A 26,970-nucleotide genomic window follows, 5' to 3' on the forward strand; every position below is an offset into this window, starting at 1 on the left:
CCCAAATTCAAAATTAACCTTATGCAATTCATTCGCTTTTGTTTCCTGCTGATCACCGTTTCCGTTTTTGCCCAAAAGAACAATAAATACACTACTTTTTTCGAAAAAGGAAATGGAAACCAATCGGCTGATTATACAGAAACAATGGCTTTTTATACGCTTTTGGCTCATGATTTTTCAACAGTAAAAATGGAAAAAATGGGATTGACAGATAGTGGCGAACCTTTATACATGATTACTTTCAACCCTGAAAAGAAATTTAATTTTAATGAAATTCAAAAAAACAAAGCTGTACTATTTCTCAATAATGGGATTCACGCAGGCGAACCGGACGGCATAGACGCTACGATGCAGTTGTTTCGGGATTTGGCTTTAGGCAAAATAAAAACACCAAAAAACACCGTAATAGTTACCATTCCTATTTATAATATCGGTGGCGCTTTGAACAGAAATTCCTCTTCCAGAGCCAACCAAGAAGGCCCGGAAGAATACGGTTTTCGGGGCAATGCCAGAAACTATGATTTGAATCGCGATATGATTAAATCCGATACACGAAACACCAAAAGTTTTGTTGAAATCTATCACAAAATAAACCCAGATGTTTTTATCGATAATCATGTTAGTAATGGCTCCGATTATCAATACAAATTAACCTATATCATGACTCAGCATAATAAATTGGGAACTGTTCTTGGAGACTTTATGAATAACGAAATGATGCCATTTATTGTAAAAGATTTGGAACAAAAAAACATTCCAACAACGCCTTATGTCAATGCATTCGAGGAAACACCCGACAATGGTTTCGTGCAATTTTCGGATACACCAAGATATACAACAGGTTATACTTCGCTGTTTAATACTATCGGTTTCGTTGTTGAAACCCATATGCTAAAAAAATATGCTGATCGTGTAAAAGCTACTTATGAATACATGATTTCCACTCTTGCTTTTACCGATTTGAATTATAAAAAATTAAAAGAACTGCGTGCCAAAAATGAAGAACAATACAAACCTAAAAAGTCCTATCCTATTGAATGGAAAATAGACAGCTCAAAGGCGACAACTTTTCTGTTTTCTGGCTTTGAGGCTTCTTACAAAAAAAGTGAGGTCACGACGGGACAACGATTATTTTATGACAGAACCAAACCGTACCAAAAGAACATACCTTATATCAAAGAGTACAAATCGGTAAAAGAAGTTACGATTCCGAAATCTTATATTATTCCAAAAGGCTACTGGAATGTCATTGATTTATTAAAAAGTAATAACTGCAACTACACACAGTTAAAAAAAGACACAATTATTGAAGTCGAAAGTTATAAAATTACCGATTACAAAACGTCAAGCCAAGCTTATGAGGGACATTATCCGCACAGAAACACAAAATTGAAGGCAAGTATTGAAAAGAAAACTTTCAGCAAAGGAGATTATGTATTTTCGACTGAACAAAAAGCGGTAAAATATTTACTGGAAACTTTAGAACCCGAAGCTGTTGATTCGTTCTTCAACTGGAACTTTTTCGATAGCATTTTACAACAAAAAGAAGGGTATTCAGAATATGTTTTTGAGGATTTGGCCGCCCAACTTTTAAAAGACAACCCTAGTTTAAAAATTGAATTGGAAAGCAAAGTCAATAATGACCCTGCATTTGCAAAAAATAGCGAAGCACAATTGGATTGGGTTTATAAACATTCCAAATTCTATGAAAAAGAACATTTACAATATCCAGTTTATAGATTACTCAACTAAAAATCACTTTATTTAATCAGTTTTTCTTCCTCAAACAATAATTTAATATTCTCATAGGAATTCTTCAAAGCCTCCTTTATTTGATCTGGGTTCAACCAGGCTACTTTTTCAATTCCTTCTTCTAACTGGCCAATTGGAGTACCTTCAAATGTTGACTGCATTTCAAACCAATGGGTGATTTTTAATTTGTATTTCCCGTTTCGTTTAAAAACATGATAGGTTTTTTGTAGCTTTCTAACAATTTCCAATTCATTTACGCCCGTTTCTTCTTCAACTTCGCGCATAGCCGTTTTTTCAATTAGCTCTCCTTTATCTGTTCCTCCTTTAGGCAAATCCCATTTTCCATTTCTAAAAATGAATAAAACTTCACCCTTTTTATTATAGACCAATCCTCCTCCAGCTTTATTAACAGGAATTTTTGCTTTCAACGTTTTCATTATCACACTTTCATCAGGGTGATATAAATACGCTTTCTTAATTTTATTTTGAAACATTTTTACAATAACTTGCTCAACATCAATACTGTCTAACAAGAAAAGTTGAAAATCCGTCTCCTTAGAGATTTGATTTGTCAAAAAAAGTGGTTTGTCGTTAACAAAAACTTTATACATTTGTATTATGATTTTTAATAAAGATACAGCCGAAAAAACAGCCGAATTGCTTTTGCAAATAAATGCAATTAAATTGAATCCAGGAAATCCTTTTACATGGGCTTCCGGATGGAAATCGCCTATATATTGCGATAATCGTTTAATCCTCTCGTTTCCAGCCATAAGAAATTATGTCCGAGACGAATTTTCTAAGAACATTGAGAAACAATTTGGGAAACCAGATGTGATTGCAGGTGTAGCCACTGGAGCAATAGGCATAGGAATGCTGGTTGCAGAGAGCATGGGACTTCCTTTTGTATATGTTCGCCCAGAACCCAAAAAACATGGTCGTCAAAATCAAGTAGAAGGTTTCCTGCAAAAAGGACAAAGCGTAGTAATTATTGAAGATTTAATCAGTACTGGAAACAGTAGTTTGCTTGCCGTTGAAGGCTTACGAGAAGCAGGAGCAGTGATAAAAGGAATGGCAGCTATATTTACTTATGGTTTTGATGTTGCCGACCAAAATTTCAAAAATGCTAAAATAGATTTATACACTTTGAGTAACTATCAAAATTTATTGAATTTGGCAGTCGCAAAAAGTTACATAACCGAAAAAGAAGAGCAAACTTTGAGAGAATGGAATATAAGTCCATCAACTTGGAACGTATAAATTAGGGCAGACCCGAGCGATAGCCAACAGACAAAGCATTTTTTGATTAAAAAAAAGAAAAACAAACATTAAAATATAATTATGAACTTAGAAAGTCCAAAAGTTACGGTTGAAAAATCAAGTCAAGAATTATTCGATTTATTGAGCGATGTAAAAAACTTCGAAAAATTAATGCCCGATAATATCGCAAAATTTGAAGTAACCGGAGAAGATGCTTTTATTTTTGGATTAAAAGGAATGCCTGAAATCAAATTAAAGATGAAAGAAAAAGTAGCTCCAAACAAAATTGTTTTGGGTGCTGCAAGCGACAAACTTCCTTTCACTTTAGTAGCTAATATTGATACCATTTCAGAAAGTTCAAGTGCTGTAAAACTCGATTTTGAAGGCGAATTTAATGCGATGATGGCTATGATGATAAAAGGACCAATTAGCAAATTCATCGAGACCTTGGCCAACAATATGACAAAACTTTAATATCTTTTTATTTAAGAGTAAAGCCTTTTAGTTTTTGCTAAAAGGCTTTTTTTTTTATAACAATAAAAAAGGAATCTTATCCTAGTACAACATTTGCACCTCTTTCAGATTATATTCACAAATGCTGTCATCTTCCAAAAGAATCTGAAGCTTCCCTATTGAAGAAACCCCTTTTATAATCCCCATAAAATTGCTTTCTTTTTCATCTGTAAACGCTGTAGGAATGCCTATTTTGAATAATCCACTAACATACTCTTCCCATAAACCAGAAGAAATTGCACTGTAATTAGCAATCATTTGTTCCATTTGGACTACTATTCCCAATAGAATTTCTTCTTTATCAAAAAAAGAATCGCAAATCAATGCCAGTGATGATGCTCGTGGTAAATTTTCAAATTTCATTTGATTCAAATTCAACCCAAGCCCGACAATGGATGTAATTGCTCCAGTTCCTTTTATACTATTCTCAATCAATATGCCACCTATTTTCTTATTTGCTGACATAATGTCGTTAGGCCATTTTACGCTTAATTCGGGAATATTATACTTTTTTAAGGTTCGAATTACAGCTAAAGAGACCACTACATTCAAATCAAAAACTGTCTCATTGTCAAATAAAAATTCCTTAATCAAAACACTCATTATAAGATTCTTACCTGGTTCAGAATTCCACTTGGCTCCCATTTGCCCCTTCCCTTTCAATTGATTATCAGCAGTAACTACAGTGAAATTTTGAACCTCTTGTTTGTTCGATAAACCTTTTAAAAACTCATTTGTAGAATCTATGGCATCGAGTTTGATTAGCTTCATGTGTACTATTTTTTGTAAAACATAATTTAATATTATGTTAAGGTTCAAAATTAATCACAAAAAATGGTAACTTTACAAACTTATATAAAAAATTAAATGGCGAAAAAGACTATAAACAATGATGTTCTATTGGCGAACATTATAAAAGGAATAGAAGAAGTAAAAGGAAGTGATATCGATATTTTAGATTTAAGAGAAATAGACACTGCAGTATGTGACTATTTTGTTATTTGTAATGGTAATTCAAACACTCAAGTGAATGCCATCGTTAATTCTATTCAAAAAACAGTTTCTAAAGATTTAAAAGACAAACCTTGGCACGTTGAAGGTTCTGATGTAGCCGAATGGGTGCTGATGGACTATGTTCACATTGTTGTACATGTATTTCAAAAACACATCCGTGAATATTATAACATTGAAAGTCTTTGGGGTGATGCCAAAATCACTAAAATAGAAAACAAATATTAAAGAAATAATCTTCTAATGGCTAAAGAGAATAATCCAAATTCAAATAAATTTAAAGTAAGTCCTTGGTTAGTTTACACTGCAATACTATTAATTTTTCTAGGAATAAGTTTTGTAACTGGTGGATCTAGCTTTCAAGAACCTGCTCTGTTAACCTCTTCTAAATTCAATTCTTATTTAGAGAAAGGACAAATCGAAAAAGTTATTGTTTACAATAAAAACGAAGCTGAAGTTTATTTAAATGCGCAAGCTTTAAATGATGCGGAACATAAAAAAGTCTCAAAAGACGTACTGGACAGACCTAACAAAGGCCCACATTATTCGTTTGACATTGGTAATGACCAAATTTTTCAAACCAAATTAGAAAAAGCTGTTGCTGAAGGAAAATTAAAAGATTTTAATTTTTTACAAAAAAGCAATTGGACAGATCTTTTTGTAAGCCTACTGCCAATTATTATCATTATTGGTGTTTGGATTTTTATTATGAGAAAAATGTCTGGTGGTCCAGGTGGCGGAGGCGGACAAATTTTCAATATTGGAAAATCGAAAGCCAAACTTTTTGATGAAAAAACAGATATCAAAACTACATTCAAAGATGTAGCTGGTTTAGAAGGTGCAAAAGAAGAAATACAAGAAATTGTTGAATTCCTTAAAAACCCTGAGAAATACACTAATTTAGGAGGTAAAATACCAAAAGGAGCGCTACTTGTAGGGCCTCCAGGAACTGGTAAAACATTATTGGCTAAAGCTGTAGCTGGTGAAGCACAAGTACCTTTCTTCTCTTTATCAGGTTCAGATTTCGTTGAAATGTTTGTAGGTGTTGGTGCTTCAAGGGTACGTGATCTTTTCAAACAGGCCAAAGAAAAATCTCCAGCCATTATTTTCATTGATGAAATCGATGCTGTAGGTAGAGCTAGAGGAAAAAGCAATATGTCTGGGGGAAATGATGAAAGAGAAAACACATTAAACCAATTATTGACTGAAATGGATGGTTTCGGTACCAATTCAAATGTAATTGTTTTGGCTGCTACAAACCGAGCAGACGTTTTGGACAAAGCTTTGATGCGTGCTGGTCGTTTTGACAGACAAATTTTTGTTGACTTACCAGATATTCGTGAGAGAGCTGAAATTTTCTTAGTACATCTTGCGCCTTTGAAAAAAGTAGAAGGACTGGATACCGACTTTTTAGCCAAACAAACTCCAGGCTTTTCAGGAGCTGATATTGCCAATGTTTGTAATGAAGCCGCATTAATTGCCGCAAGAAATAATAAAGAAGCTGTTGATAAACAAGATTTCCTAGATGCAGTAGATCGTATTGTAGGAGGACTTGAAAAGAAAAACAAAATCATCACTCCAGAGGAAAAAAGAGCTATCGCTATTCACGAAGCCGGACACGCCACTGTAAGTTGGATGCTTGAACACGCTGCTCCATTAATCAAAGTTACTATCGTTCCTCGTGGACAAAGTCTTGGTGCTGCTTGGTATCTACCTGAAGAACGTCTAATTGTTCGTACAGATCAAATGCTTGACGAAATGTGTGCGACTATGGGTGGTAGAGCTGCAGAGAAAGTAACTTTTGACAGAATATCTACAGGTGCTTTGAGTGATTTAGAAAAAGTCACAAAACAAGCTCGCGCCATGGTTACCGTTTACGGGTTAAATGACAAAATTGGAAATGTAACTTATTACGATTCCAGTGGACAAAGTGAATACAGTTTTTCTAAACCTTATTCTGATGAAACTGCCAAAGTAATTGATAAAGAGATTTCAGATCTTATCGAAAGTCAATACCAAAGAGCGATAGCAATTCTAGAAGAGAACAAAGATAAATTAGAGCAACTAGCCTCTATCTTAATCGAAAAAGAAGTTATTTTCAAAGACGATTTAGAAACTATTTTCGGAAAAAGAACTTTTGATAAAAACTTAGGTGAAGTAGTTTCATAATTTAAAAAAATTAACAAATATTTAAAATCTTAATTCAAAACCACGTTTTGAATTAAGATTTTTTTATCTTTGAACGTTTTCAAGTAACACAAAACGATTAGTAACAAATTATGAATCTTTTTAAAAAATTATTTGGTTCTAACGACCCCTCTTCAGATGAAGCAAGAAGCGGTCATTCAAACAAACCAAATCCAGATATCAATTCCCCTTTAGATGAACAGTTTATCTATAATTTTAAAAAAAATGGGGGTAAATTTTTATACTGCGAAAATTTAAATGAAGTAAGAGAACAATTTGAAAATATACTTGAAGAAAACGATTGGTTTGAATGCGAAGCACTATGCTATGAGCCAAAACTACACTTTTTACTGGATGAGAATAAACTTACTTACGGTCAAAATATAAATCCTAAATTTTTGTTGTCGAGCTGTGAAAATCTTGTAGCCGAAGAAGGCTCCATTTTATTTTCTTCAAATCAAATCAAACAAAAAAAACCAAATGATTTGCCCACGAACATCATTATTTTAGCCAATACCAGTCAGATAGTGGAAGGGAAAAGCGATGGTCTAAGTGCGATCAGAAAAAAATACTTGACAGAATACCCAACAAATATCACAACAATAAAATATTTTGAAAAAGCAAAAGAAGAAGATTTCACTCAATATGGAAGCTCTGCCAAAAATTTATATTTGTTGCTTTTAGAAGATCTTTAAAATGAATGAAACACTAAAAAGATCAATATCTGGCGCTATTTACATCTTATTATTAATAGCTTCAATACAGTACTCTATAGAAACTTTTTTTATTCTATTTGGAGTCTTTTTATTGATAGCAGTAATGGAGTTTTGCAATTTAGTTCACTTAAACAAAATTGCCCCAATCGCAATCGCCAATATATTTTACTTGTTTTTTTATAAAATTGCTATAGCCACAAAAGCAGATGGCCTATTTTATATATTACGTTACAGCAAAAACTTTGATTTGGCGGTACTTTTTTTATCTCTCATTGTTTCCTTAAAATGCATCGTATTTCTATTTGATAATAAAAATTTAAGAGTAGATACTTTTTCGAAATTCGCTTATCTAATCGGATACATTGTATTACCCTTTATTATTATCACAAAAATACCTTTTGGAATAAAAGGGTATAATCCAAATATTCTAATCAGTATTTTCATTTTAATATGGACCAACGACACTTTTGCGTATTTAGTTGGCAAAACTTTTGGAAAACATAAATTATTTGAAAGAATTTCCCCCAAAAAAACCATCGAAGGTTTTTTGGGTGGAATTGGATTTGCATTAATTGCCAGTTATTTTATATCAAAATATTTCTTAATGCTTCCTGAAAAAAACACGTACATTTGGATCATAATTGCCTTGATTGTAGGGATTTTTGGAACGATAGGAGATTTGGTAGAATCCAAATTCAAACGTATTTCGGAAAAAAAAGACAGCGGAAATATAATGCCAGGCCATGGAGGCATTCTAGATCGACTAGATAGTGTTATCTTTGTAGCACCAATAATATTTTTATTTTATCAAATTTTAAGTTATGTTTCATAAAGAAGGAACTCAAAGTATTTTATTAGGCACGATTTTCACTGCTGTAGTTTTTTTAGCAACGGATTATTTCATTCAGACAGAATGGATCAGAATGACCATTGAAATTGCGACACTATTGCTGTTAATTATCATTTTGCAATTTTTTAGAAATCCAAAACGTACGGTAGAAATAAATGAAAATCATATTATTGCTCCTGTTGACGGAAAAGTTGTAGTTATTGAAGAGGTGTACGAAGGTGAATATTTTAAAGACAAAAGAATTCAGGTTTCTATATTTATGTCTCCTATAAATGTACACGTTACTCGTTATGCACTAAGTGGTATGGTAAAATTCAGTAAATACCATCCTGGTAAATTCTTGGTAGCTTGGCATCCAAAAGCAAGTGAAGAGAATGAAAGAACTACGGTTGTAATTGAAAATAAAACTTTTGGCTCGATATTGTACCGTCAAATTGCTGGTGCATTAGCAAGACGAATTGTAAATTATGCCCAAGAAGGAATGCAAGTAGTACAAGGTACTGATGCCGGTTTTATCAAATTTGGCTCAAGAGTTGATATTTTTTTACCTTTAGGTACACCAATTAATGTGGTACTTGACCAAAAAGCAATTGGAGGAAAAACTATAATTGCAATTAAGCCTTAATGATTGGAAAAGATTTAGATACTCAATTTCAAGAAGCAGTTGAAATTGCTTCATTTATGACCCAAGCATCTTTACCACAAGATGTACAGTTACGTCTTTATGCCTTTTACAAGCATGCTACATTTGATAAAACAAGCTTTGTTATGGATAATTCTGATTTAAGAAATGCATTCAAAACCAATGCTTGGATACAAATAAGCCACCTTACACAAGACGAAGCCAAACAACAATATATTGAACTAATTCATTCCTTAATAAAGTAATTGTATTCTTCTGATGAAAAAAAACACTACTCTAATAGCTCATTTGCTTTTTATTTCGGTTTTAATTTCATGTAACGACAAAAAGCTAACTGAAGTTGTCGAAGTTCCTTTGCCTACTGTACAAGAGAAGATTACCATAGGCAACCCAAATGATTTAAAAGCAAATGAAGGTTCGTTTCCATTCGAAAAAATTCCTTTTGGATATGATGCCTTAATACCTGATTTATCAGCTTTGACACTAGAATCACATTATAAAAATTTTTTGTACTACACCAACAACCTAAACAAAGCCGTTGCAGGTACAGACAAAGAGAATTTGACCATAGAAGAGTTATTGACTAAATTAGATATCAACGACCCTATACTACGTAATAATGCTGGAGGATATTACAACCATAGTTTATACTTTAAATCCATTGGGCCTAAAGCTGGCGGAGAACCCATAGATACATTAGCCTCAAAAATCACTAAAGATTTTGGTTCATTTTCTAATTTCAAAACCGTATTTAAAGATGCTGCAACTAGACAATTTGGTTCTGGTTGGGTTTGGCTCGTTGTAGATAAAACAGGAGTTTTACAATTATCAACAACTCAAGACCAAGACAATCCATTAATGACATATGCTCCGGTTATTGGATTTCACGGAACTCCAATTTTAGGAATTGACCTCTGGGAACACGCTTATTTCTTAGACTATCAATACAAAAAGAAAAATTACATTGACGATTTTTTCAAAATAGTAGATTGGGAAAAGGTAAACGAAAATTATAAAGCTACTTTTAAAAAGTAAAAAAGCTGAGACAAATTAATGTCTCAGCTTTTTTGATAATAGGTAATATTTATTATTTCTTTCTAAAATTCTTTCAGCTACTTACAAAATAGTGTTGCTTAATACAACAATATCCATTGGTTTTATTTGAACCTCTTTCATTGTTTTCTTTGTAAATACATCTTTAAATTCTCCTTTTTTAAGAATTGGGTTATTGAAATTTACATTTTTATCACTTCGATTCAAAATAACAATTACTTCTTGTGTACCAATTTTACGGATAAAAGCATATGTTTTTTCAGCATCATTAGTTTCAAGAGTTGTGTAGCTTCCTTTTTTAATTGCATTATACTTATTACGCAACCCAATGAATTTTTTGTACCAATTAAATAAATCGGTATTAAAATCTACTTTATCAGCATCATGTATAGTTTGGTTTGGATTGAATGTTTCTGAATCATATTTTTTATCATCCCAAACCATTGGTTTACGACAATCAGGATCATTACTGCCCCACATACCACATTCGTCACCATAATAAATCATTGGAGAACCCAAATACAATATTTGAAACGCGGCAATTAATTTTTGCTTTTGTAATTGTTCTGCATTGGGTTTGCGAGCATTATATTCGGTATTAGAACTTTTCTGACTCCAGTTAAAATAATCACCCCAGTCGCCAAACTTTTTCCCATCTGGATTTGCTACCGCACTACCGATTCTGGTGGCATCATGACTATCAACTAAATTTTGCATATTCATTGCAACACCTTCGCCAAATCCATCTCTTAATTCCTTTAGTTGAGTGTCAAACTGTGTAACCGTAGAAGCCTTTGCATCCTGAACAAAAAAATCATGTACTGCAAAAGAAAAATTATAGTTCATTGTTGCATCAAATTCATCACCGCTTAAATATGGCTTGGTCTTATCTATTGAGTAAACCAATTCTGCGGTCAGGTAAACCTCCTTGTTAATTGATTTTACCCATTTCCTCCAGTCTTTCCAAAAAGGATGATCAACACAAAAAGCAACATCCAAACGCCAACCATCAATTCCATATTGCGTTCCCTTGTTCATCGGATTCATCCAACGTCTGGTCGCATCAAAAATATATTGCTTAGGTCCAGGCACAATTCCATTACTATCTTCTTTTAACTCAGGTAGCGTTTTTACACCATACCAGCCTTCATATTCAAACTTTGTCCCTTTGGCATCATCTTTCCAACTTTTAACAGAAAACCAATCTTTATAAGCTGAGGCTTCTTGATTTTTTTCAACATCTCGAAAAGCAAAACTATTTACCCCTAAGTGATTAAAAACTCCATCAAAGATGATAAACATTTTTCGTTTGTGTACTTCATCAATAAGTTTTAGCGCCAGTAAATCTGCTTTCGTCCAAACCCATTTTTCAGGATTCAAAGGATCTTCTTTCTCTATTAATTTCATATCTCCTACTGGATCTGGTCCAAATGTTGGGTCAACATGGTGATAACACAGGGCATCATATTTATGAGAAGAAGGCGACCAAAAAATAGGATTCATATAAATGGCATTAACTCCCAAAGATTGCAGATAATCCAACTTATCTATAACTCCCTGCAAATCTCCACCATAGCGTCTACGTTGAATATTATAAAAAACATCTTTACCATTTTTCTGCTCGTAGGGTTGCAGTTTATACCAATCGCTAGTCCATGGATGAATTTGAAAATCTGAGGTAACATCAAAAGGAAAAGCCCCATTTTGATCGTCCACTTTTGGATCGTTTGAAGGATCCCCATTATAAAAACGTTCTGGAAATATTTGATACCATACTACTCCTTTACTCCAATTTGGCGTAAAATCTACTTGTGCAAAAGAGGGCAAAAACATTAAAAGAAATAAACTTAATGCAACTATATTTTTCATTTACTTATTTATTAAAAATTTATTTTACAATGTTTAACTCATAAATAAATGATTCCAAAGGCTTAATTGAAACAGAAGCCTTTCCTTCTCCATTTACAACATGTAATTGAATTGAACTATTTTGATACAATTGGTCTTTTATTGTATAACTTCCGTCTTTCAAATTCCATTTGTTAATAATATCAGCAGGAATTTTTAGGTCAAAATTATTTGAAGCTTCTGAAGAAAAATTAGTCAGCACTATTAATTTTTGATTATCTGACCAACGCACAAAAGAATACACATGGTTTGGATCATAGCCAATATTTGCTTGACGGTTTACTTCCTGAAGATCTTGAAACTGCCCCATTACTGCAGAACTTTTAGCCGAAAAATTCAACAACCTTTTATAGAAATCACGCAAATCTTTTTCGCTTTGCGATAATTTTCCACCGTCAAATGCGCCGTTATTCATCCATCGCTGGTGATTCGGAACTCCCACATAATCAAAAATAGATGTTCTGGAATGGGAACCAAAACCTCCATTTTCATTACCAGCCTCTCCTACTTCCTGACCAAAATAGATCATAATCGGAGCTGAAGTTATCATAGCAGAAACAACCATCATCGGTTTACCTTTTTCGGGAGAACCTGCAAACTCAGGACTTGCCAATCGTTGCTCATCATGATTGTCCAAAAATTTCAACATGTGAACATCAATATCAGCCAAACCGCTTTGAATGTATGAAAGCCCATCTGGCGGAGTTTTTCCTTGGATAATATCTTTCAGTTTGTCATAAGTCTCTACTTTATCATACAAATAATCCATTTTACCCAAATGAATGTAATTGCGATATTCTTTCGGATTGTACACTTCAGCCATTAAGAAGGCATCTGGATTTACATTCTTTATAGCCGAGTTCATATAACTCCAAAATTCGTAAGGAACCATTTCGGCCATATCGTATCTAAAACCATCAACGCCTTTGTTTGTCCAGTACAATGCAATATCCCTAAATTTAATCCATGAACTAGGTACGCTTTTATCTTTCCAAAATTCAAAATGTTCTTTACTGGATAATTTATCATAACCAGCCGGCAATTCTGGAAAATCTTTGGTACCATCGGGACGAACACCGTAATTTACTTTAACTGTTTCATACCAGTCGTTTTTGTCTGGCTTTGCCAATCGGGAACCATTTCCAGTCCATTTTGCTGGGTTTTCTTCAAATTTCCCATCAATAAGCGGATTCTTTTCTCCGTTTAAAGGTTTGTCAGTATCTGGAATTTGAAATGGAGTATTCGGGATGTAATAAAAGTTATTGTCTCTTTTATATTCTACCGTAACATCATCATCGGCACCAAAATCCCTTACCCCTTTCGGATTGCTTTTCCCTTCATATTTACGGGCAATATGATTTGGAACTATATCAATAATTACCTTAAGATTTGCCTTATGGGTTCTTTTGATTAAAGCTTCAAATTCTTCCAAACGCTTTTCAGGATTGACTGCCAAATCTGGATTAACATTATAATAATCCTTTACAGCATAAGGTGAGCCTGCTCTACCCTTTACCACTTCTGGATCATCATTTGAAACCCCTATTGCGGTATAATCCCTTATAACTGCATGATGGGGAACACCAGTGTACCAAATATGTGTAGCACCCAAATCTTTAATTTCATGAAGCGCTTTATCTGTAAAATCATTAAACTTTCCAACTCCATTTTCTTCAATAGTTCCCCATGGTTTATTGGTTGCATTTTTGTTACCAAATAATCGGGTAAAAACCTGATAAACTACTGCTTTATTTTCGGAAACAGTTTCTTTCTTTTGTACACTCATTTTTACATCTTTAGTTTTACATGCAGTCGCTATAAGCAAAACACTTATTCCTGCCATTACTATTTTTTTTGTGATCATTTTTTTAAATTATAAAAAATTAAAAATATACAATTGATACTATATTTGCATTCGGTATCAATCCATAAATTTAACGCTTTTTTCAAAAAAACAACCACCAAAACCAACGGATTCAGGTTAGTTTATAGATTAAAAAAACACTACAACGTAATAGCTAAGCTCTTTGTTTATAAATATTTTTTTTTCAAAAACCGCCCTTATAATTCCAATGACAAACTATTATAAATAAATCCTAATATATAAGGCGTTTGCCCCATTTTTCATAAATTTACAAAAAAATTAAGACCATTGAAGAAATCTTTAAATTTCATTATCTATAGCCTAGTATTTCTTTGTGCAAATCTTGCTTTAGCACAAGCTCCCAAAAAAATACATATTGAAAACGCAGACTATCAAGATTTAGATGAATATAAATTTCCAGGAGCTGTATTACTCACTGGAAATGTTCGTGTAAATCATGACGGTGTAATACTAACTTGTAATAAAGCTTATTTTTTTCTCAAAGAAAATTATTTAAAAGCTTTTGGAAACGTACAATTGGTACAGGGAGACACCTTGTATTTGAACAGTAATTACGCAGAATACAGTGGTGAATTGAAAAAAGCATTTGCAACTGGAAATGCAGTCATGAGCTCTCCTGACGCTACTTTGGCCACAGACACAATCAATTTTGACAGAAACATACAAGAAGTCTATTACAATACAAATGGAACTATCGTAAACAAAGACAACACCTTAAAAAGCAAGTCTGGAAGATATTACGTGACACAGAAAAAATTTCAGTTCTTAACCGCCGTAACGCTTACAAACAAAACATACGAAATCAAATCAAATCATCTGGATTATTTCAGTAATTCAGGACATTCCTATCTTTTTGGTCCATCAACAATTACCAGTAAAACCAATTATATTTACACCGAAAAGGGGTTCTATGACACCAAAAAAAATCTGGCCCATTTTCTGGATAAATCATACATTAAGTACGATGATCGAGTCATAAAAGGAGATAGTTTGTATTATGATCGGACTAAAGAATTTGCTTCGGCAACCCGAAATGTAAAAATAACCGATTCTATTAATCGGGGAGTAATTCGAGGCCATTATGCCGAATTATACAAAAAGAAAGACTCCATGTTTGTAACCAAAAGAGCCTTAGCAGTTAATTTTGTAGATAATGATTCGGTTTATATTCATGGTAAAAAATTAATGGTTACCGGTAAAGAAGGCGATAGAATCATTCGCGCTTTCAATAATGTTCGCTTTTACAAAACAGATATGAGTGGAAAATGCGATTCTATCCATTCAAGCTCCAAAATAGGTTTAACAAAACTAATCGGAAACCCAATATTATGGAATGGCGATAGTCAAATTACAGGCGACTTAATGCACCTCATAGCGGATAAAAAGACTCAAAAATTAGATTCTCTCAAAGTACTCAACAATACATTCATAGTCTCGAAGGATACTCTCGGGACTGGATTTAATCAGGTAAAAGGACAAAATTTATTTGGAAAATTTCAAGAAGGAAAACTCCATGATGTCGATATTATAAAAAATGCGGAAGTAATTTATTATATGCGGAATGATGCAAAAGAACTCATTGGAATCAACAAAAATGTGAGTAGTAAAATCAATATTCTTTTTGATAAAAACACAATAGAAACCATCACTTTTTTCCAACAAGTTGATGGTGATATCTATCCTGAAGCTGAATTACCTGAAAATGCAAGAACCCTCAGGGGGCTCAAATGGCGCGGAGACGAAAGGATAAAATCCAAAGACGATGTTTTTAGCGAGGAAGAGAATGCCGAAGAACTCAAAGTAATGGAAGCTACTTTAAAAGACAAAGCAAAAAAAGCAGTTCCGATGAAAATTCGAAAAGAAACCTTGAATTACGATAAAAAGAAGAGTACTAAAAAGTAATCAGTTGGCAGATTTTAGATTGCAGAAGACAGATTTTGAGAAAATAGAATAGAGAGATCGTCAGAGAAATTAAACTCTTAAACCTTTAAAACCATAAACTCATAACCCATAACTCATTAAACTTTTCAAAAAGTGAATCCTGATTTCATAAAATACCAAGCACAGACATCACCATATCCATTGGGCATGGAGGTTTCGCATGCTATTGGCTCTTATATTTTTGACACAAATAACAAAAAATACCTAGATTTTGTGGCTGGCGTTTCAGCTTGCACATTAGGACACCAAAACAAGAGAGTAAATGATGCCATAAAGGATCAGTTAGACAAATATTCGCATGTTATGGTTTATGGCGAATATTCTCAAAGCCCTGCAGTTGAATATTGCAAATTGATGGCTTCACTCATGCCTGCCCCTTTAGACAAAACATATTTAGTCAATTCAGGTACAGAAGGTATAGAAGGTGCCTTAAAACTAGCCAAAAGAACCACTGGAAGGAGTCAACTGATTTCGTGCCACAACGCCTATCATGGTAATACAATGGGATCGATGAGTGTTATGGGATTTGAAGAGCGTAAACAAGCCTTTCGACCTTTGCTACCTGATGTCGATTTTATAACCTTCAACAACGAAGCCGATTTACAAAAAATCACCACCAGAACAGCTGGTATCATACTAGAAACAATTCAAGGAGGAGCTGGTTTTATTGAGCCACATAATGATTTCCTTAAAAAAGTTAGAGCAAGATGCACCGAAGTTGGTGCAATGATGATACTCGACGAAATCCAACCGGGATTTGGAAGAACAGGAAAACTTTTCGGATTTCAAAACTACGATGTTGTACCAGATATCGTTGTTATGGGAAAAGGAATGGGAGGCGGAATGCCTGTTGGTGCTTTCACAGCATCATCTGCAATGATGGATTTACTGACTGAAAATCCCAAATTAGGTCATATTACCACTTTTGGTGGTCACCCTGTCATTGCGTCAGCTTGCTTGGCTACTTTGAAAGAATTAACTGAAACCAACATCATGACAGAGGCTTTAGAGAAAGAAAAACTCTTTAGATCGCTTTTGGTACATCCTTTGATACAAGAAATAAGAGGAAAAGGATTGATGCTTGCTGCTATGACAGCAAGTCCAGACATCACGAATGAAGTGATTCTAAAATGTCAAGACAGAGGTTTAATTTTATTTTGGTTGCTTTTTGAAGGATGCGCGATTAGAATAACACCTCCTCTTACAATTTCCGAAGAAGAAATCAGAGAAGGCTGCGCAATAATTCTTGAAGTAATGAATGAAATTAAGATTTAAGATTGCAGATTTCAGAATGCAGATTTTTTATTTTTAGAACAACGAATTATCGATTTAAAAATTTGATATTGACATTGAAATTGCCATTGAAACCTGTTAATTAAATTGTTCACAACAAATAAAATTCTTCCTCATTTCAACAATACGTTTTCCTAATTTTATTTTAGGATAATTTAAAAACACACAGTATGCAATTAAGCAACGAAGAAGAAGATTATAACTTATCCCTATCCAAATTTGAGTCCATGTTGAAAACCAACAAAGTACTCTTTTTTGACTCCGAAGAATTTGAAGAAATCATTCTTCATTACCTCGACATGGGCAAGTCAGCATTGGCCAAAAAAGCTTTAAAACTAGCTCTGGAACAACACCCAAGATCCAGTGGACTTAAATTAGTTCAAGTAGAAATGCTCATTTATGACGACAAACTCGAAATAGCCGAAAAGCTATTGAATGAGCTTTATGCTATAGAACCCACAAATGAAGAAATTTACATCCAAAAAGCCAATATTTGCTCCAAAAGGGATCAGCATGAAAAAGCAGTGGAAATGCTTACCATTGCTCTAGAATACACCGATGACTATGCCGATGTTTATAACTTAATCGGTATGGAATATCTTTTTATGGACAATCTAGAGTTGGCTAAAGAAAGTTTCATCAAATGTCTTGAAGAAGATTTTGAAGATCAATCTGCGCTATACAATGTGGTTTATTGCTTTGAATTTTTGGATCAAAATCAAGAAGCCATAGCTTATATAAACAAATACATTGACAAAAATCCTTATAGCGAGATCGCTTGGCATCAATTGGGACGTTTGTACTATGGCGTAAAAGAATACGAAAGTGCCATACGTGCTTTTGATTACGCAACTCTTATAGACGAAGAATTTCTTGGTGCTTTTATGGAAAAAGCAAAAGCATTGGAACGTCTAAAAAAATATGACCTAGCCATAGAAAGCTACAATCGAACAATCGAATTGGACGATGCAACCTCTTATGCATTGCTTCGAATAGGTAAATGTTATGAAAAATTAGGCAACAAAGTTTTAGCCCTAAAATATTTCAACAAAACGGTACACGAAGATCCACTATTAGATAAAGGCTGGATTGCGATTACCGATTTTTATGTGCGTCAAAAAAACTTCCAAAAAGCATTATTTTTTGTCAATAAAGCTTTGGCTATCGACAATCAAAATAAACTATACTGGAAACGATTTGCAGCCATCAACAAACAGATGAACTTGTTTGAAGAAGCTGAATTTGGATATAGAAAAGCAGTAGAGTTTGGTGACTATCAACTCGATACTTGGTTATTTTGGGTTGACATTTTACAGTTTTTAGGAGAATTCGAAAGTGCAATTCAAACATTATTACAAGCATCCGAGTACTTCCCAGAAGAAAACGAAGTAGAATATCGTTTGGCTGGATTGTATTTTATGATTTCTGACAATATCAAAGCAAAATTTCATTTGAGTAATGCTCTGCGTCTGAATTATGACAATTACATCCTATTGGAAGATTTATTCCCAGTCGTTTGGGAGAAAAAAATGGTGCGAAATTATATTGACAAACATAAAAAACAATAATGATTGAAGTTTTAAGAAAACGTTTTGGTTTATTAGGTCGCAATATCAGTTATTCATTTTCAAAAGGATATTTTACAGAAAAATTCAGCAAAGAACATTTTGAAGGTTGCACTTATGAAAATTTCGATATTCCCGAAATCAGTAATTTTACAGAATTAAAGGAAAACAACACAGATCTTAATGGACTAAATGTAACTATTCCTTACAAGGAATCTGTGATTCCTTTTTTGGATAAACTATCTAAAAACGCTACCCAAATTGGAGCCGTTAACACCATAAAATTTACAAAAAAAGGAAAATTAAAAGGATACAATACCGATTATTACGGTTTCAAGAAATCACTTGAACCACTATTACAACAACATCATAAAAAAGCACTTATTCTGGGGACTGGCGGTGCCTCCAAAGGAGTTGCTTTCGCATTGGATCAATTGGACATCACCTATACATTTGTGTCCCGTGAAGCCAAGCAAAATTGCATAGATTACAGCCTTATCAATGCCACAACCTTTGATAACTATCAAATTATAATTAATTGTACTCCAGTGGGAACAAGTCCAAATATTGATTTATTTCCGCTTATTCCTTATGAATACTTTACAGAGAAGCATATCGCTTATGACTTGATTTACAATCCAGCCGAAACTCAATTCCTTAGCAAAGCCAAAGCACAAGGCGCACAAATTAAAAATGGTTTGGATATGCTCATTTTTCAAGCGGAGAAAGCTTGGAAGATTTGGAATAAATAAAAATATTACTCACTATATTGCTTTTAGAAAAATATCTGCTTTACAATTATAAAAGTATAGAACCCTCAAAACGGATAATCCTTTGAGGGTTTTCTATTTAATACCTGTCATTAAAAAAAGTAGTTATCAAAACTTCAAAAATTAATCCACAAACTAGAATCAAATCAAATAATAACCGTAAAGAAAGATTTTTCGCTAAAAAAAGACTATAAACAAAAGTTTTATTTTGTATTTTGACGCACCTTTAGTATCTTTCGCATTCAAAAAATAAAAACCTTATACATTTACAAAATGTTAGAAGAAAAGAACGATAACCTGTCTCTTCAAGAAAATGAGATAGATGGAAAAACAGCTAATGAATTGCAAGAAGCAGTTCAATCAGAAGCGTCTGTAGTAGAAGAAAGCGAAATCAGTGATGCTGTTGCAGAGGAAAACACGGTAAACCCAGTTTCTGAAACAGTAATTTCGAATGAAGACGAAACAGACGAAAAGCAAAATGCAATTGATGCCATCGCAGAGACAAATGCTGAAGAAAGTGAAGATGAAACGTTAAAAGAACGTCATGATATTCCGATGCTTGATTATGAAGCATTACCAATGGATACGCTTGTAAGCGAACTGAAGAATTTGGTTACCAATGAAAAAGTAATGTCTATTAAAGAGCATGTCGAAGAAATCCGCAAAGCCTTTTTAGCCAAATACAACCACCTCATAGAAGAAAAAAGAGAAGAATTCAATCAGGAAAATCAAGATCCTAACGAAGAATTCCAATATCACTCTCCTTTAAAATCAAAATTCGATCAATATTATACTATCTACAAAGACAATAAAAATGTTCATTTTAAAAGTCTGCAGTCAAATCTGAAAACTAATTTAGAAGTTCGATTAGCCATTGTAGAAGAATTAAAAGAATTAATCAATCCTCAAGCAAACATCAAAGACACCTTAAATCATTTTAATGAATTGAGAGAAAGATGGAAAAATGCCGGTGCAATTCCAAAAGACAAATACAATCACGTCTGGAACAACTATCATTTCCATGTTGAGAATTTTTATGATTATTTACACTTAGACAGAGAAGCAAGGGATATTGATTTCAAACACAACTTGGAACAAAAACAAAAAATTGTTGCCCGTGTTGAAGAATTGCTAAAAGAAGCTGATATCAACAAAGCTTTCAGAGAACTTCAGGATTTGCACCGCATCTGGAAAGAGGATATTGGTCCAGTTTCCAGAGAACACCGCGATGAGATTTGGAACCAATTTAGCGAACTGACAAAAAAAATGCATGATAAGCGTGAAGTTTTGTTCGAAAACTTAAGAGGAACCGAGCTTGAAAATTTGGAGAAGAAAAAAGAAATCATTGCCAAAATTGAAGTTTTAGCTACAGAGAAAGTAAATGCACATTCCCAATGGCTTGCGCAAATTGAAAAAGTAGAAGCGTTACGCACTGAGTTTTTCTCAGCAGGAAAAGTACCTTCAGATGTAAATGAAGCCACTTGGGCTGCTTTTAAAACTGCCGTTAGAAACTTCAACAGCTTTAAAAATTCTTTTTACAAGGACATTAAAAAAGATCAAAACGATAACCTGAACAAAAAAATTGCTTTGGTAAAGAAAGCCAAAGAATTACAGGAAAGTGTTGATTTTGCCAGCACTACTCCTATCATGAAGCAAATTCAGGAAGATTGGAAAAAAATAGGCCATGTTCCTAGAAAATATTCGGATAAAATCTGGAACGAATTTAGAGAAGCATGTAACCATTATTTCGACAAATTAAAAGAGCACAAAAATGTTGAAAACGTTGACGAAGTAGAAGCTTTTGACAAAAAGAAAGCCTATTTGGAGACGTTAAGAGAATTCCAATTAACAGGAGATCACAAAACCGATTTGGACGCTATCAAACTGCATATTGAAACTTGGAAAAACTTTGGTAAAGTACCTTTCCCAAGAAGACATATCGAAGGTAAATTCAACAAAATTCTGGATGCCTTATTTGAAAAATTAAGCTTAAGCAAAAAAGATACCGAAATGATGCGTTTCTCCAACAGAATGGATCATTTATCTGAGAGCAATGACACCAGAAAACTAGACAATGAGAAAATTTTCTTGATGCGTAAAATTGAGGAAGTACAAAACGAAATTTTTCAATTAGAAAATAATATTCAATTTTTTACTAATACAAAAAATGCAAAAAAAGAAAATTCAATCGTATTGGAAGTTCGAAAAAACATTGCTATCCATAAAGAAAGTCTAGATGTTTGGAAAGAAAAACTAAAACAGTTGAGAAATTTAAACCTAGAATAAGTTTAAATTTACAAATAGATTCTGAGCCTCAAACAAACTAGTTTGAGGCTTTTTCATTAAAAACATACAAATTTAACTTTCATTTACCATATTACTTTCTTAAACACAAAACGGATTCTCTATTTTTGCAACATGAGAAATTTTTGGAAATTTATCGTATTTATTGGACTGTTAGTACAGTTCAGCTTTGCTTATGGAGCAAATCAAGATGAAACGATTTCTTTTTCAAAGGGAAACAATCCTGAAATTAATAAAGAAAGTCTAAGCGCTTCAAATTTCGTTCAACCAAGTGTTGAAAGGAGCAATCCTGACCTCAAACACAACAACCGCATACCTGTCGGTTTAAATGAAAACTCAGTACTTCTATTATTTTCCGACTTCAAGGAAAGTAACCTAAAAATCGTTTTATCAGACCAAGATATTGACAGATACAATAGCGTATCAATCTTGCTTTTTCCTTTTCACATTTTTTGGTGATTCCATACTTGATTCCATCTTATAAAAGTTAAAACAACTTTTAATTCCTTCTTGATTCTGTCTGAACCAAGAAAATAAATCATTATATATAATCCCAAAATAAAAAATAAAATGGATACTTCCGTAACAATTATAGGCCTTGTAATCACAGTTTTGATAGGCATTCCGCTAACATTGCTCTTTCGCTCAAATATTTTAAACAAGAAAAAAATAACACAAATAAAGAAACAATTCAGTAAAAACGGTCATTATAGTTTTGACTTAACCGAAACGCAGAACAAAAAAATACTCTCCATCGACCAAAAGAATAAAGCCTTTCTATTTATTGATTTCAGTTATAAAAAAGAAACCGTTTATTTTGTGGATTTATCAAATATTCTTCTGTGCAACTTATTAGAAACCACTCAAAGTAAATTAGGTATCATAGCCAAAGTTGAAATTGAATTGGTTCACAAAAACACAATGAAGAAAGAAATGCTTCCTATTTATAATATTGAAAATCATTTTTTGGATCATAACTGCTTATTTGAAGATCATAAACTGGCAAAAAAATGGGTTCGTATAGTTAACGAAAATCTATAAAAATTCCGCAAAGAGGTTCTAATGAGCCTCTTTGCTTGTATTTGCCTGAAAAAGAATATGATAATTATCATTTTTATGTTAAAAAAGTCAGCATAATTTTGTTCTTCATATAAATACATAATTATGAAAACCTCACTTATTCAAAAATACAATGTTCCCGGACCACGTTATACAAGTTATCCTACGGTTCCTTATTGGAATGAGTCTGGGTTTACGAATGAAATATGGCTTCAAACGCTAAAAAAATCTTTTCAGGAAAGCAATGACAAAGAAGGTATCAGCTTATACATTCATTTGCCGTTTTGCGAAAGCTTATGCACTTTTTGCGGATGCAACAAACGTATCACCAAAAATCATGAAGTTGAAAATCCATATATAGAAGCTGTTTTAAAAGAATGGACACTTTACCGCGATATCTTGGGCAAAAAACCCAAAATTAAAGAAATCCATTTAGGTGGAGGAACACCAACATTTTTCTCTATAGATAGCCTTGAAAAATTAATAAACGGAATATTATCTCTTGCTGAAAAAGCAGAAAACTATGAATTCAGTTTTGAAGGCCATCCTAATAATACAACTCTTGCTCACTTGCAAAAACTGTATGATTTGGGTTTCAGAAGAGTGAGTTTTGGGGTTCAGGATTATTCCGAGAAAGTCCAAAAAGCAATTCACAGAATACAGCCTTTTCATAATGTTGCCAAAGTTACTTTTTGGGCAAAAAGAATAGGCTACACTTCCATCGGACATGATATTATCTTTGGTTTGCCATTTCAGGAAGTAGAAGATATAATTGATACCATCGAAAAAACAAACTCCCTGCAGCCCGACCGATTGGCATTCTATAGTTATGCTCATGTGCCATGGATAAAAGGAAACGGACAGCGTGGTTTTCATGACGAAGATATTCCAAAAGATGATGCCAAAAGAAAACTCTACGAAGTTGGCAAGGAACTACTTTTTGAAAATGAGTATCATGAAATTGGCATGGATCATTTTGCTTTAAAAACGGACAGTTTATACCATTCATTTGAAGACAAAAAATTGCACCGTAATTTCATGGGATACAGCTCCTCCAAAACGCAATTAATGATTGGTTTGGGTGTTTCGTCCATAAGCGACAGTTGGTACAGTTTTGCACAAAATGTCAAAACTATTGAAGAATATTATAAAATATTGGAGTCAGACCAATTACCGGTTTATAGAGGTCATTTATTATCCGAAGAAGATCTGATTATCCGAAAACACATTTTGAATCTAATGTGCCAATTTGAAACCAGCTGGGATAATGTCGATAATTATGTTCCCGAAATTCCTGAAATTCTAATTCAGCTCAAAGAAATGGAAAAAGATGGTTTGCTGATTATTAACGACAGCAAAATTATTGTCACCGAAAAAGGAAAACCCTATGTACGCAACATTTGCATGGCATTTGACCTAAGACTAAAAAGAAAAACACCTGAAACTGCGTTGTTTTCAATGACCATTTAGAAAAAGTTACTAAGATTCTAAGAGATACTTAGAATCTTAGTAACTCATTAATGACAATTGGCTTTTTCCTGTACAAACAAACTCATATTTGAAGGAGATACATACGGAATACCTAGTCCCAAACCTCTCAAAATAAACAATACGCCTATAATAACTCCAACATAAGGAATCACTTTTTGAATCCGATTTCGGATTGGAACAGTGAGAAACGAATTGATGTATACCACCAAACTCATCAAAGGAACGGTTCCTAAACCAAAAAGCAACATATAGAGCAGCCCGAAACCTGCACTTTGCATAGCAATAGCTCCAAACAAAGCCACATAAACCATACCGCAGGGCAAAAACCCATTAAGCAGACCAATAATAAAAAGAGATTTGAAACTTTTGTTTTTGAAATGACTACCTAGATTTTGCTTAATTTTCGAAATCCATTTATAAACCGGCCTCGAAAAATTATATTTGGAAAAAATCTTTTCTGGAATCAGAATCACCAAAATCATGGCAACACCAATAAAAATAGACAATTGTTGCTGTATTCCAGCCAAAAATAAGCCTTTGCCCAACAACCCAAAAAGCAGACCTATACTTCCATAAGCCGTCAACCGTCCCAAATGATATGTAATAATTTGGATTACTTTCTTTCCAGGATTATTCCGTTCTACAGGTAACATCATAGCAATAGGACCACACATTCCGATGCAGTGAAAACTACTGATTAAACCAAATAAAAAAGCGGTGTAAAGCATTGCGAAGTTAGAAGTTAGAAGTTACAAGTTAGAAGTTAGATTGCAAAATAAAGTCTTCGTGAAAAACTTCTAATCTCTAACTTCTATCCTCTAACCTTATTTTATATAAATCTCTTCTTTAGTTAAATAGGATTTTCCACTATATTTCCATTCCATATTGATATTCCATTCGCCAGCAATAAATTTGTCTTTTGGAATAAACAAAGAGGCAGAATCCGTAAATGAAAGAGGTATCTGAAAATCAAACTTTTTATTGGAAGCTCTATATAAAGCAACAGTTCCTTTGATGTCTTTTGCTTTAAAATCCGCAGGAAAAGCAATACTAACTCCATTACCATTAACAGTAACTGACGGTTTTTCTTTTAAATCATGAGCATTTTGAATACGTTCCATTTCATCCTGAAAATGCACATCATGTTTGTAATACTCTTCGACAACCAAATCATTATCATACTTACTGTCTGACTGTACTTTTAAAACAAAATACATAATAAAGCTTATAAACAAAGCGAAAGCTATCACGATATAAGTTCCCCAATTATTTTTTATTTTCATTTTTTTTAAGTTTTCTTCTAATTAAAAATTTTAATATTGCACCAAATCTAATCAAAACTGCGCGGGCTCAAAAAATTAGTATAGGTTGTCTCAATTTTTTTATCCCCTTCATAGAGATCAATTTCTAATTTAGTTCTGTCACTTTCCAGCAAAAACTTATTGATTTCAATAAACATCGTTCCGCTGGACATTTCGTGTTTGAGAACCTTCAATTCCTGAACGCCAACTACCTTTAGAGTGCCTTTGATTCCAACCAATTTAAAATGCAGATTGGTAATATCATGATTCGTTTTATTAATTATTTTAAAAGTATAAATATTACTAATATTATCACCTTTGTGCTGGAATAATTGACCTGGCAATCTTAGGATAGTAGCTTCGACTTCTGTTCTTAGAAACAATAAGCCTGTAAGTACACCAACCAATATAACCAAAACTGCGGTATACCCCTTCATTCTGGCTGTAAATTTGAACTTGGCTTTGGTTTCAATTTCATCTTCCGAAGCATATCGAATAAGTCCTTTCGGCAATCCTACACCTTCCATTATCGTATCGCATTCATCGATACAAGCAGTACAATTTACACATTCAAGCTGAACTCCATTACGGATATCAATTCCTGTGGGACAAACATTTACACATTGCTTACAGTCAATACAATCTCCTTTTCCCGAAGCTTCACGGTCTTCCTGTTTATTGTATTTGGCTCTTCCTGCTTCTTTCTCACCGCGAACAAAATCATAAGCCACGTTTATTGATTTTTTATCCAATAAAACCCCTTGAAGCCTTCCATAAGGACAAGCGATTATACAAACCTGTTCTCTAAACCAGGCGAAAACAAAATAAAAAACGCCGGTAAAAATCAATAATGAAATAAAACTACTCGAATGAGCCATAGGTCCGTCTTCAATCAAATGGAATAATTCATCACTACCAATAAGATAGGCCAAAAATACATTGGCAATCAAAAATGAAATCACAAGAAAAGCAAACCATTTTAAAGCTTTCTTTCTTATTTTTTCACTATCCCATTCTTGTTTTTCCAAACGGATCTGCGCTCCCCTATCGCCTTCTATCCAATATTCTATTCTGCGGAAAACCATTTCCATAAAAATAGTCTGAGGGCAAATCCAGCCACAAAATATTCGCCCAAAAATAACTGTGAACAAAATAACGAATACAACCCCAATTACCATAAAAAGAACAAAAATGTAAAAGTCCTGAGGCCAAAAAGGAAAACTAAAAATATTAAAACGGCGCTCCAAAACATTGAACATCATGAACTGATTCCCATTTATTTTTATAAAAGGATTGGCAACAAGAATAATCAATAAAAAATAGCTGACCCATTTTCTATAATCATAAAACTTACCAGAAGGCTTTTTGGGATAAATATATTTTCTATGACCTTCTTTATCAATAGTTCCTATGGTATCTCTGAAAGATTCGTCTAGATTATTCGACATTTTATTTATTTTTTATATTA

25 protein-coding genes are annotated in these 26,970 nt (G+C 33.3%); 18 read left to right on the top strand and 7 right to left on the bottom strand.

Annotation, left to right across the window (positions count from 1 at the left end):
• Positions 1–21 precede the first annotated feature (21 nt).
• Positions 22–1,752, top strand: coding sequence for a M14 family metallopeptidase (locus tag B0E44_RS10530; RefSeq protein ID WP_077374173.1), 1,731 nt, complete (start codon positions 22–24; stop codon positions 1,750–1,752).
• A gap of 8 nt (positions 1,753–1,760) precedes the next feature.
• Here the strand turns inward: B0E44_RS10530 and B0E44_RS10535 are convergent, their stop codons facing one another.
• On the bottom strand, positions 1,761–2,363 hold the full coding sequence (locus tag B0E44_RS10535; RefSeq protein ID WP_077374177.1) for an NUDIX hydrolase: 603 nt from the start codon (positions 2,361–2,363) through the stop codon (positions 1,761–1,763).
• 7 nt (positions 2,364–2,370) lie between these two features.
• Here B0E44_RS10535 and pyrE point away from each other — a divergent pair, with 7 nt between their 5' ends.
• Together pyrE and B0E44_RS10545 are read left to right on the top strand one after the other, a co-directional pair.
• Positions 2,371–3,012 carry an orotate phosphoribosyltransferase gene (gene pyrE, locus B0E44_RS10540; protein WP_077374180.1) on the top strand — a complete coding sequence of 214 codons (642 nt, stop codon included), beginning with the start codon at positions 2,371–2,373 and terminating at the stop codon, positions 3,010–3,012.
• An 81-nt stretch (positions 3,013–3,093) separates the two neighbouring features.
• Positions 3,094–3,486: an STK_08120 family protein gene (locus B0E44_RS10545; RefSeq protein ID WP_077374183.1), complete on the top strand. Its 393-nt coding sequence runs from the start codon at positions 3,094–3,096 to the stop codon at positions 3,484–3,486.
• 81 nt (positions 3,487–3,567) lie between these two features.
• On the opposite strand, the gene B0E44_RS10550 is transcribed toward B0E44_RS10545, so the two are convergent.
• Positions 3,568–4,296 carry a biotin--[acetyl-CoA-carboxylase] ligase gene (locus B0E44_RS10550; protein WP_077374186.1) on the bottom strand — a complete coding sequence of 243 codons (729 nt, stop codon included), beginning with the start codon at positions 4,294–4,296 and terminating at the stop codon, positions 3,568–3,570.
• 96 nt (positions 4,297–4,392) lie between these two features.
• On the opposite strand from B0E44_RS10550, the gene rsfS reads away from it, so the two are divergent.
• From rsfS to B0E44_RS10585, 7 genes are all read left to right on the top strand, one after another.
• Entirely contained in the window at positions 4,393–4,764 is a 372-nt protein-coding gene (gene rsfS, locus B0E44_RS10555) for a ribosome silencing factor (RefSeq protein ID WP_077374189.1), read from the top strand.
• A gap of 15 nt (positions 4,765–4,779) precedes the next feature.
• Positions 4,780–6,705: an ATP-dependent zinc metalloprotease FtsH gene (ftsH, locus tag B0E44_RS10560; protein WP_077374192.1), complete on the top strand. Its 1,926-nt coding sequence runs from the start codon at positions 4,780–4,782 to the stop codon at positions 6,703–6,705.
• A 110-nt stretch (positions 6,706–6,815) separates the two neighbouring features.
• Complete coding sequence (locus tag B0E44_RS10565; protein ID WP_077374195.1) at positions 6,816–7,418, top strand: LUD domain-containing protein; 603 nt, start codon at positions 6,816–6,818, stop codon at positions 7,416–7,418.
• A 1-nt stretch (position 7,419) separates the two neighbouring features.
• A complete protein-coding gene (locus B0E44_RS10570; RefSeq protein WP_077374198.1) occupies positions 7,420–8,271 on the top strand; it encodes a phosphatidate cytidylyltransferase in 852 nt (283 codons plus the stop codon).
• Positions 8,261–8,914 carry a phosphatidylserine decarboxylase family protein gene (locus B0E44_RS10575; RefSeq protein ID WP_077374201.1) on the top strand — a complete coding sequence of 218 codons (654 nt, stop codon included), beginning with the start codon at positions 8,261–8,263 and terminating at the stop codon, positions 8,912–8,914. Before B0E44_RS10570 ends, B0E44_RS10575 begins: the two co-directional genes overlap by 11 nt.
• Positions 8,914–9,177: an acyl-CoA-binding protein gene (locus B0E44_RS10580; RefSeq protein WP_077374204.1), complete on the top strand. Its 264-nt coding sequence runs from the start codon at positions 8,914–8,916 to the stop codon at positions 9,175–9,177. Before B0E44_RS10575 ends, B0E44_RS10580 begins: the two co-directional genes overlap by 1 nt.
• A 13-nt stretch (positions 9,178–9,190) precedes the next feature.
• Complete coding sequence (locus tag B0E44_RS10585) at positions 9,191–9,967, top strand: superoxide dismutase (RefSeq protein WP_077374207.1); 777 nt, start codon at positions 9,191–9,193, stop codon at positions 9,965–9,967.
• Positions 9,968–10,048: 81 nt separating this feature from the next.
• On the opposite strand, the gene B0E44_RS10590 is transcribed toward B0E44_RS10585, so the two are convergent.
• Both B0E44_RS10590 and B0E44_RS10595 read right to left on the bottom strand, forming a co-directional pair.
• The gene (locus tag B0E44_RS10590) at positions 10,049–11,854 is read right to left on the bottom strand and encodes a glycoside hydrolase family 13 protein (RefSeq protein ID WP_217341305.1); all 1,806 of its coding nucleotides are present in this window, start codon (positions 11,852–11,854) and stop codon (positions 10,049–10,051) included.
• Between the two features lie 19 nt (positions 11,855–11,873).
• Entirely contained in the window at positions 11,874–13,757 is a 1,884-nt protein-coding gene (locus tag B0E44_RS10595; RefSeq protein WP_077374211.1) for an alpha-amylase family glycosyl hydrolase, read from the bottom strand.
• Between the two features lie 288 nt (positions 13,758–14,045).
• Here B0E44_RS10595 and B0E44_RS10600 point away from each other — a divergent pair, with 288 nt between their 5' ends.
• The 8 genes from B0E44_RS10600 (at position 14,046) to hemN (ending at position 24,180) form a co-directional block, all read left to right on the top strand.
• On the top strand, positions 14,046–15,680 hold the full coding sequence (locus B0E44_RS10600; protein ID WP_077374214.1) for an OstA-like protein: 1,635 nt from the start codon (positions 14,046–14,048) through the stop codon (positions 15,678–15,680).
• Positions 15,681–15,812: 132 nt separating this feature from the next.
• Complete coding sequence (locus tag B0E44_RS10605; RefSeq protein WP_077374217.1) at positions 15,813–16,994, top strand: aspartate aminotransferase family protein; 1,182 nt, start codon at positions 15,813–15,815, stop codon at positions 16,992–16,994.
• 188 nt (positions 16,995–17,182) lie between these two features.
• Positions 17,183–18,580: a tetratricopeptide repeat protein gene (locus tag B0E44_RS10610; RefSeq protein WP_077374220.1), complete on the top strand. Its 1,398-nt coding sequence runs from the start codon at positions 17,183–17,185 to the stop codon at positions 18,578–18,580.
• Positions 18,580–19,329, top strand: coding sequence for a shikimate dehydrogenase (locus tag B0E44_RS10615; protein WP_077374223.1), 750 nt, complete (start codon positions 18,580–18,582; stop codon positions 19,327–19,329). The genes B0E44_RS10610 and B0E44_RS10615 overlap by 1 nt, the downstream gene beginning before the upstream one ends.
• A 291-nt stretch (positions 19,330–19,620) precedes the next feature.
• Positions 19,621–21,633, top strand: coding sequence for a DUF349 domain-containing protein (locus B0E44_RS10620; RefSeq protein ID WP_077374226.1), 2,013 nt, complete (start codon positions 19,621–19,623; stop codon positions 21,631–21,633).
• Between the two features lie 132 nt (positions 21,634–21,765).
• Entirely contained in the window at positions 21,766–22,110 is a 345-nt protein-coding gene (locus B0E44_RS10625) for a hypothetical protein (protein WP_077374229.1), read from the top strand.
• A 111-nt stretch (positions 22,111–22,221) separates the two neighbouring features.
• Entirely contained in the window at positions 22,222–22,692 is a 471-nt protein-coding gene (locus B0E44_RS10630; RefSeq protein ID WP_077374232.1) for a hypothetical protein, read from the top strand.
• A gap of 123 nt (positions 22,693–22,815) precedes the next feature.
• On the top strand, positions 22,816–24,180 hold the full coding sequence (hemN, locus tag B0E44_RS10635; RefSeq protein ID WP_077374235.1) for an oxygen-independent coproporphyrinogen III oxidase: 1,365 nt from the start codon (positions 22,816–22,818) through the stop codon (positions 24,178–24,180).
• A gap of 47 nt (positions 24,181–24,227) precedes the next feature.
• Here the strand turns inward: hemN and B0E44_RS10640 are convergent, their stop codons facing one another.
• From B0E44_RS10640 to ccoG, 3 genes are all read right to left on the bottom strand, one after another.
• Complete coding sequence (locus B0E44_RS10640) at positions 24,228–24,929, bottom strand: sulfite exporter TauE/SafE family protein (protein WP_077374237.1); 702 nt, start codon at positions 24,927–24,929, stop codon at positions 24,228–24,230.
• 96 nt (positions 24,930–25,025) lie between these two features.
• On the bottom strand, positions 25,026–25,484 hold the full coding sequence (locus B0E44_RS10645; RefSeq protein WP_371594755.1) for a FixH family protein: 459 nt from the start codon (positions 25,482–25,484) through the stop codon (positions 25,026–25,028).
• A 47-nt stretch (positions 25,485–25,531) separates the two neighbouring features.
• Complete coding sequence (gene ccoG, locus B0E44_RS10650) at positions 25,532–26,950, bottom strand: cytochrome c oxidase accessory protein CcoG (protein WP_077374240.1); 1,419 nt, start codon at positions 26,948–26,950, stop codon at positions 25,532–25,534.
• Between the last annotated feature and the right edge of the window lie 20 nt (positions 26,951–26,970).

This window comes from Flavobacterium sp. A45 (assembly GCF_002001005.1).
Taxonomy (GTDB): domain Bacteria; phylum Bacteroidota; class Bacteroidia; order Flavobacteriales; family Flavobacteriaceae; genus Flavobacterium.

Bases quoted from the DNA above. Each gene is read 5' to 3' on its own strand.
- pyrE (WP_077374180.1), top strand. From the start codon at position 2,371: ATGATTTTTAATAAAGATACAGCCGAAAAAACAGCCGAATTGCTTTTG.
- B0E44_RS10575 (WP_077374201.1), top strand. From the start codon at position 8,261: ATGTTTCATAAAGAAGGAACTCAAAGTATTTTATTAGGCACGATTTTC.
- B0E44_RS10615 (WP_077374223.1), top strand. From the start codon at position 18,580: ATGATTGAAGTTTTAAGAAAACGTTTTGGTTTATTAGGTCGCAATATC.
- hemN (WP_077374235.1), top strand. From the start codon at position 22,816: ATGAAAACCTCACTTATTCAAAAATACAATGTTCCCGGACCACGTTAT.
- B0E44_RS10645 (WP_371594755.1), bottom strand. From the start codon at position 25,484: ATGAAAATAAAAAATAATTGGGGAACTTATATCGTGATAGCTTTCGCT.
- ccoG (WP_077374240.1), bottom strand. From the start codon at position 26,950: ATGTCGAATAATCTAGACGAATCTTTCAGAGATACCATAGGAACTATT.
- B0E44_RS10550 (WP_077374186.1), bottom strand. From the start codon at position 4,296: ATGAAGCTAATCAAACTCGATGCCATAGATTCTACAAATGAGTTTTTA.
- B0E44_RS10620 (WP_077374226.1), top strand. From the start codon at position 19,621: ATGTTAGAAGAAAAGAACGATAACCTGTCTCTTCAAGAAAATGAGATA.
- B0E44_RS10580 (WP_077374204.1), top strand. From the start codon at position 8,914: ATGATTGGAAAAGATTTAGATACTCAATTTCAAGAAGCAGTTGAAATT.
- B0E44_RS10545 (WP_077374183.1), top strand. From the start codon at position 3,094: ATGAACTTAGAAAGTCCAAAAGTTACGGTTGAAAAATCAAGTCAAGAA.
- B0E44_RS10535 (WP_077374177.1), bottom strand. From the start codon at position 2,363: ATGTATAAAGTTTTTGTTAACGACAAACCACTTTTTTTGACAAATCAA.
- B0E44_RS10630 (WP_077374232.1), top strand. From the start codon at position 22,222: ATGGATACTTCCGTAACAATTATAGGCCTTGTAATCACAGTTTTGATA.
- B0E44_RS10585 (WP_077374207.1), top strand. From the start codon at position 9,191: ATGAAAAAAAACACTACTCTAATAGCTCATTTGCTTTTTATTTCGGTT.
- B0E44_RS10595 (WP_077374211.1), bottom strand. From the start codon at position 13,757: ATGATCACAAAAAAAATAGTAATGGCAGGAATAAGTGTTTTGCTTATA.
- B0E44_RS10570 (WP_077374198.1), top strand. From the start codon at position 7,420: ATGAATGAAACACTAAAAAGATCAATATCTGGCGCTATTTACATCTTA.
- B0E44_RS10530 (WP_077374173.1), top strand. From the start codon at position 22: ATGCAATTCATTCGCTTTTGTTTCCTGCTGATCACCGTTTCCGTTTTT.
- B0E44_RS10640 (WP_077374237.1), bottom strand. From the start codon at position 24,929: ATGCTTTACACCGCTTTTTTATTTGGTTTAATCAGTAGTTTTCACTGC.
- rsfS (WP_077374189.1), top strand. From the start codon at position 4,393: ATGGCGAAAAAGACTATAAACAATGATGTTCTATTGGCGAACATTATA.
- B0E44_RS10625 (WP_077374229.1), top strand. From the start codon at position 21,766: ATGAGAAATTTTTGGAAATTTATCGTATTTATTGGACTGTTAGTACAG.
- B0E44_RS10590 (WP_217341305.1), bottom strand. From the start codon at position 11,854: ATGAAAAATATAGTTGCATTAAGTTTATTTCTTTTAATGTTTTTGCCC.
- B0E44_RS10610 (WP_077374220.1), top strand. From the start codon at position 17,183: ATGCAATTAAGCAACGAAGAAGAAGATTATAACTTATCCCTATCCAAA.
- ftsH (WP_077374192.1), top strand. From the start codon at position 4,780: ATGGCTAAAGAGAATAATCCAAATTCAAATAAATTTAAAGTAAGTCCT.
- B0E44_RS10565 (WP_077374195.1), top strand. From the start codon at position 6,816: ATGAATCTTTTTAAAAAATTATTTGGTTCTAACGACCCCTCTTCAGAT.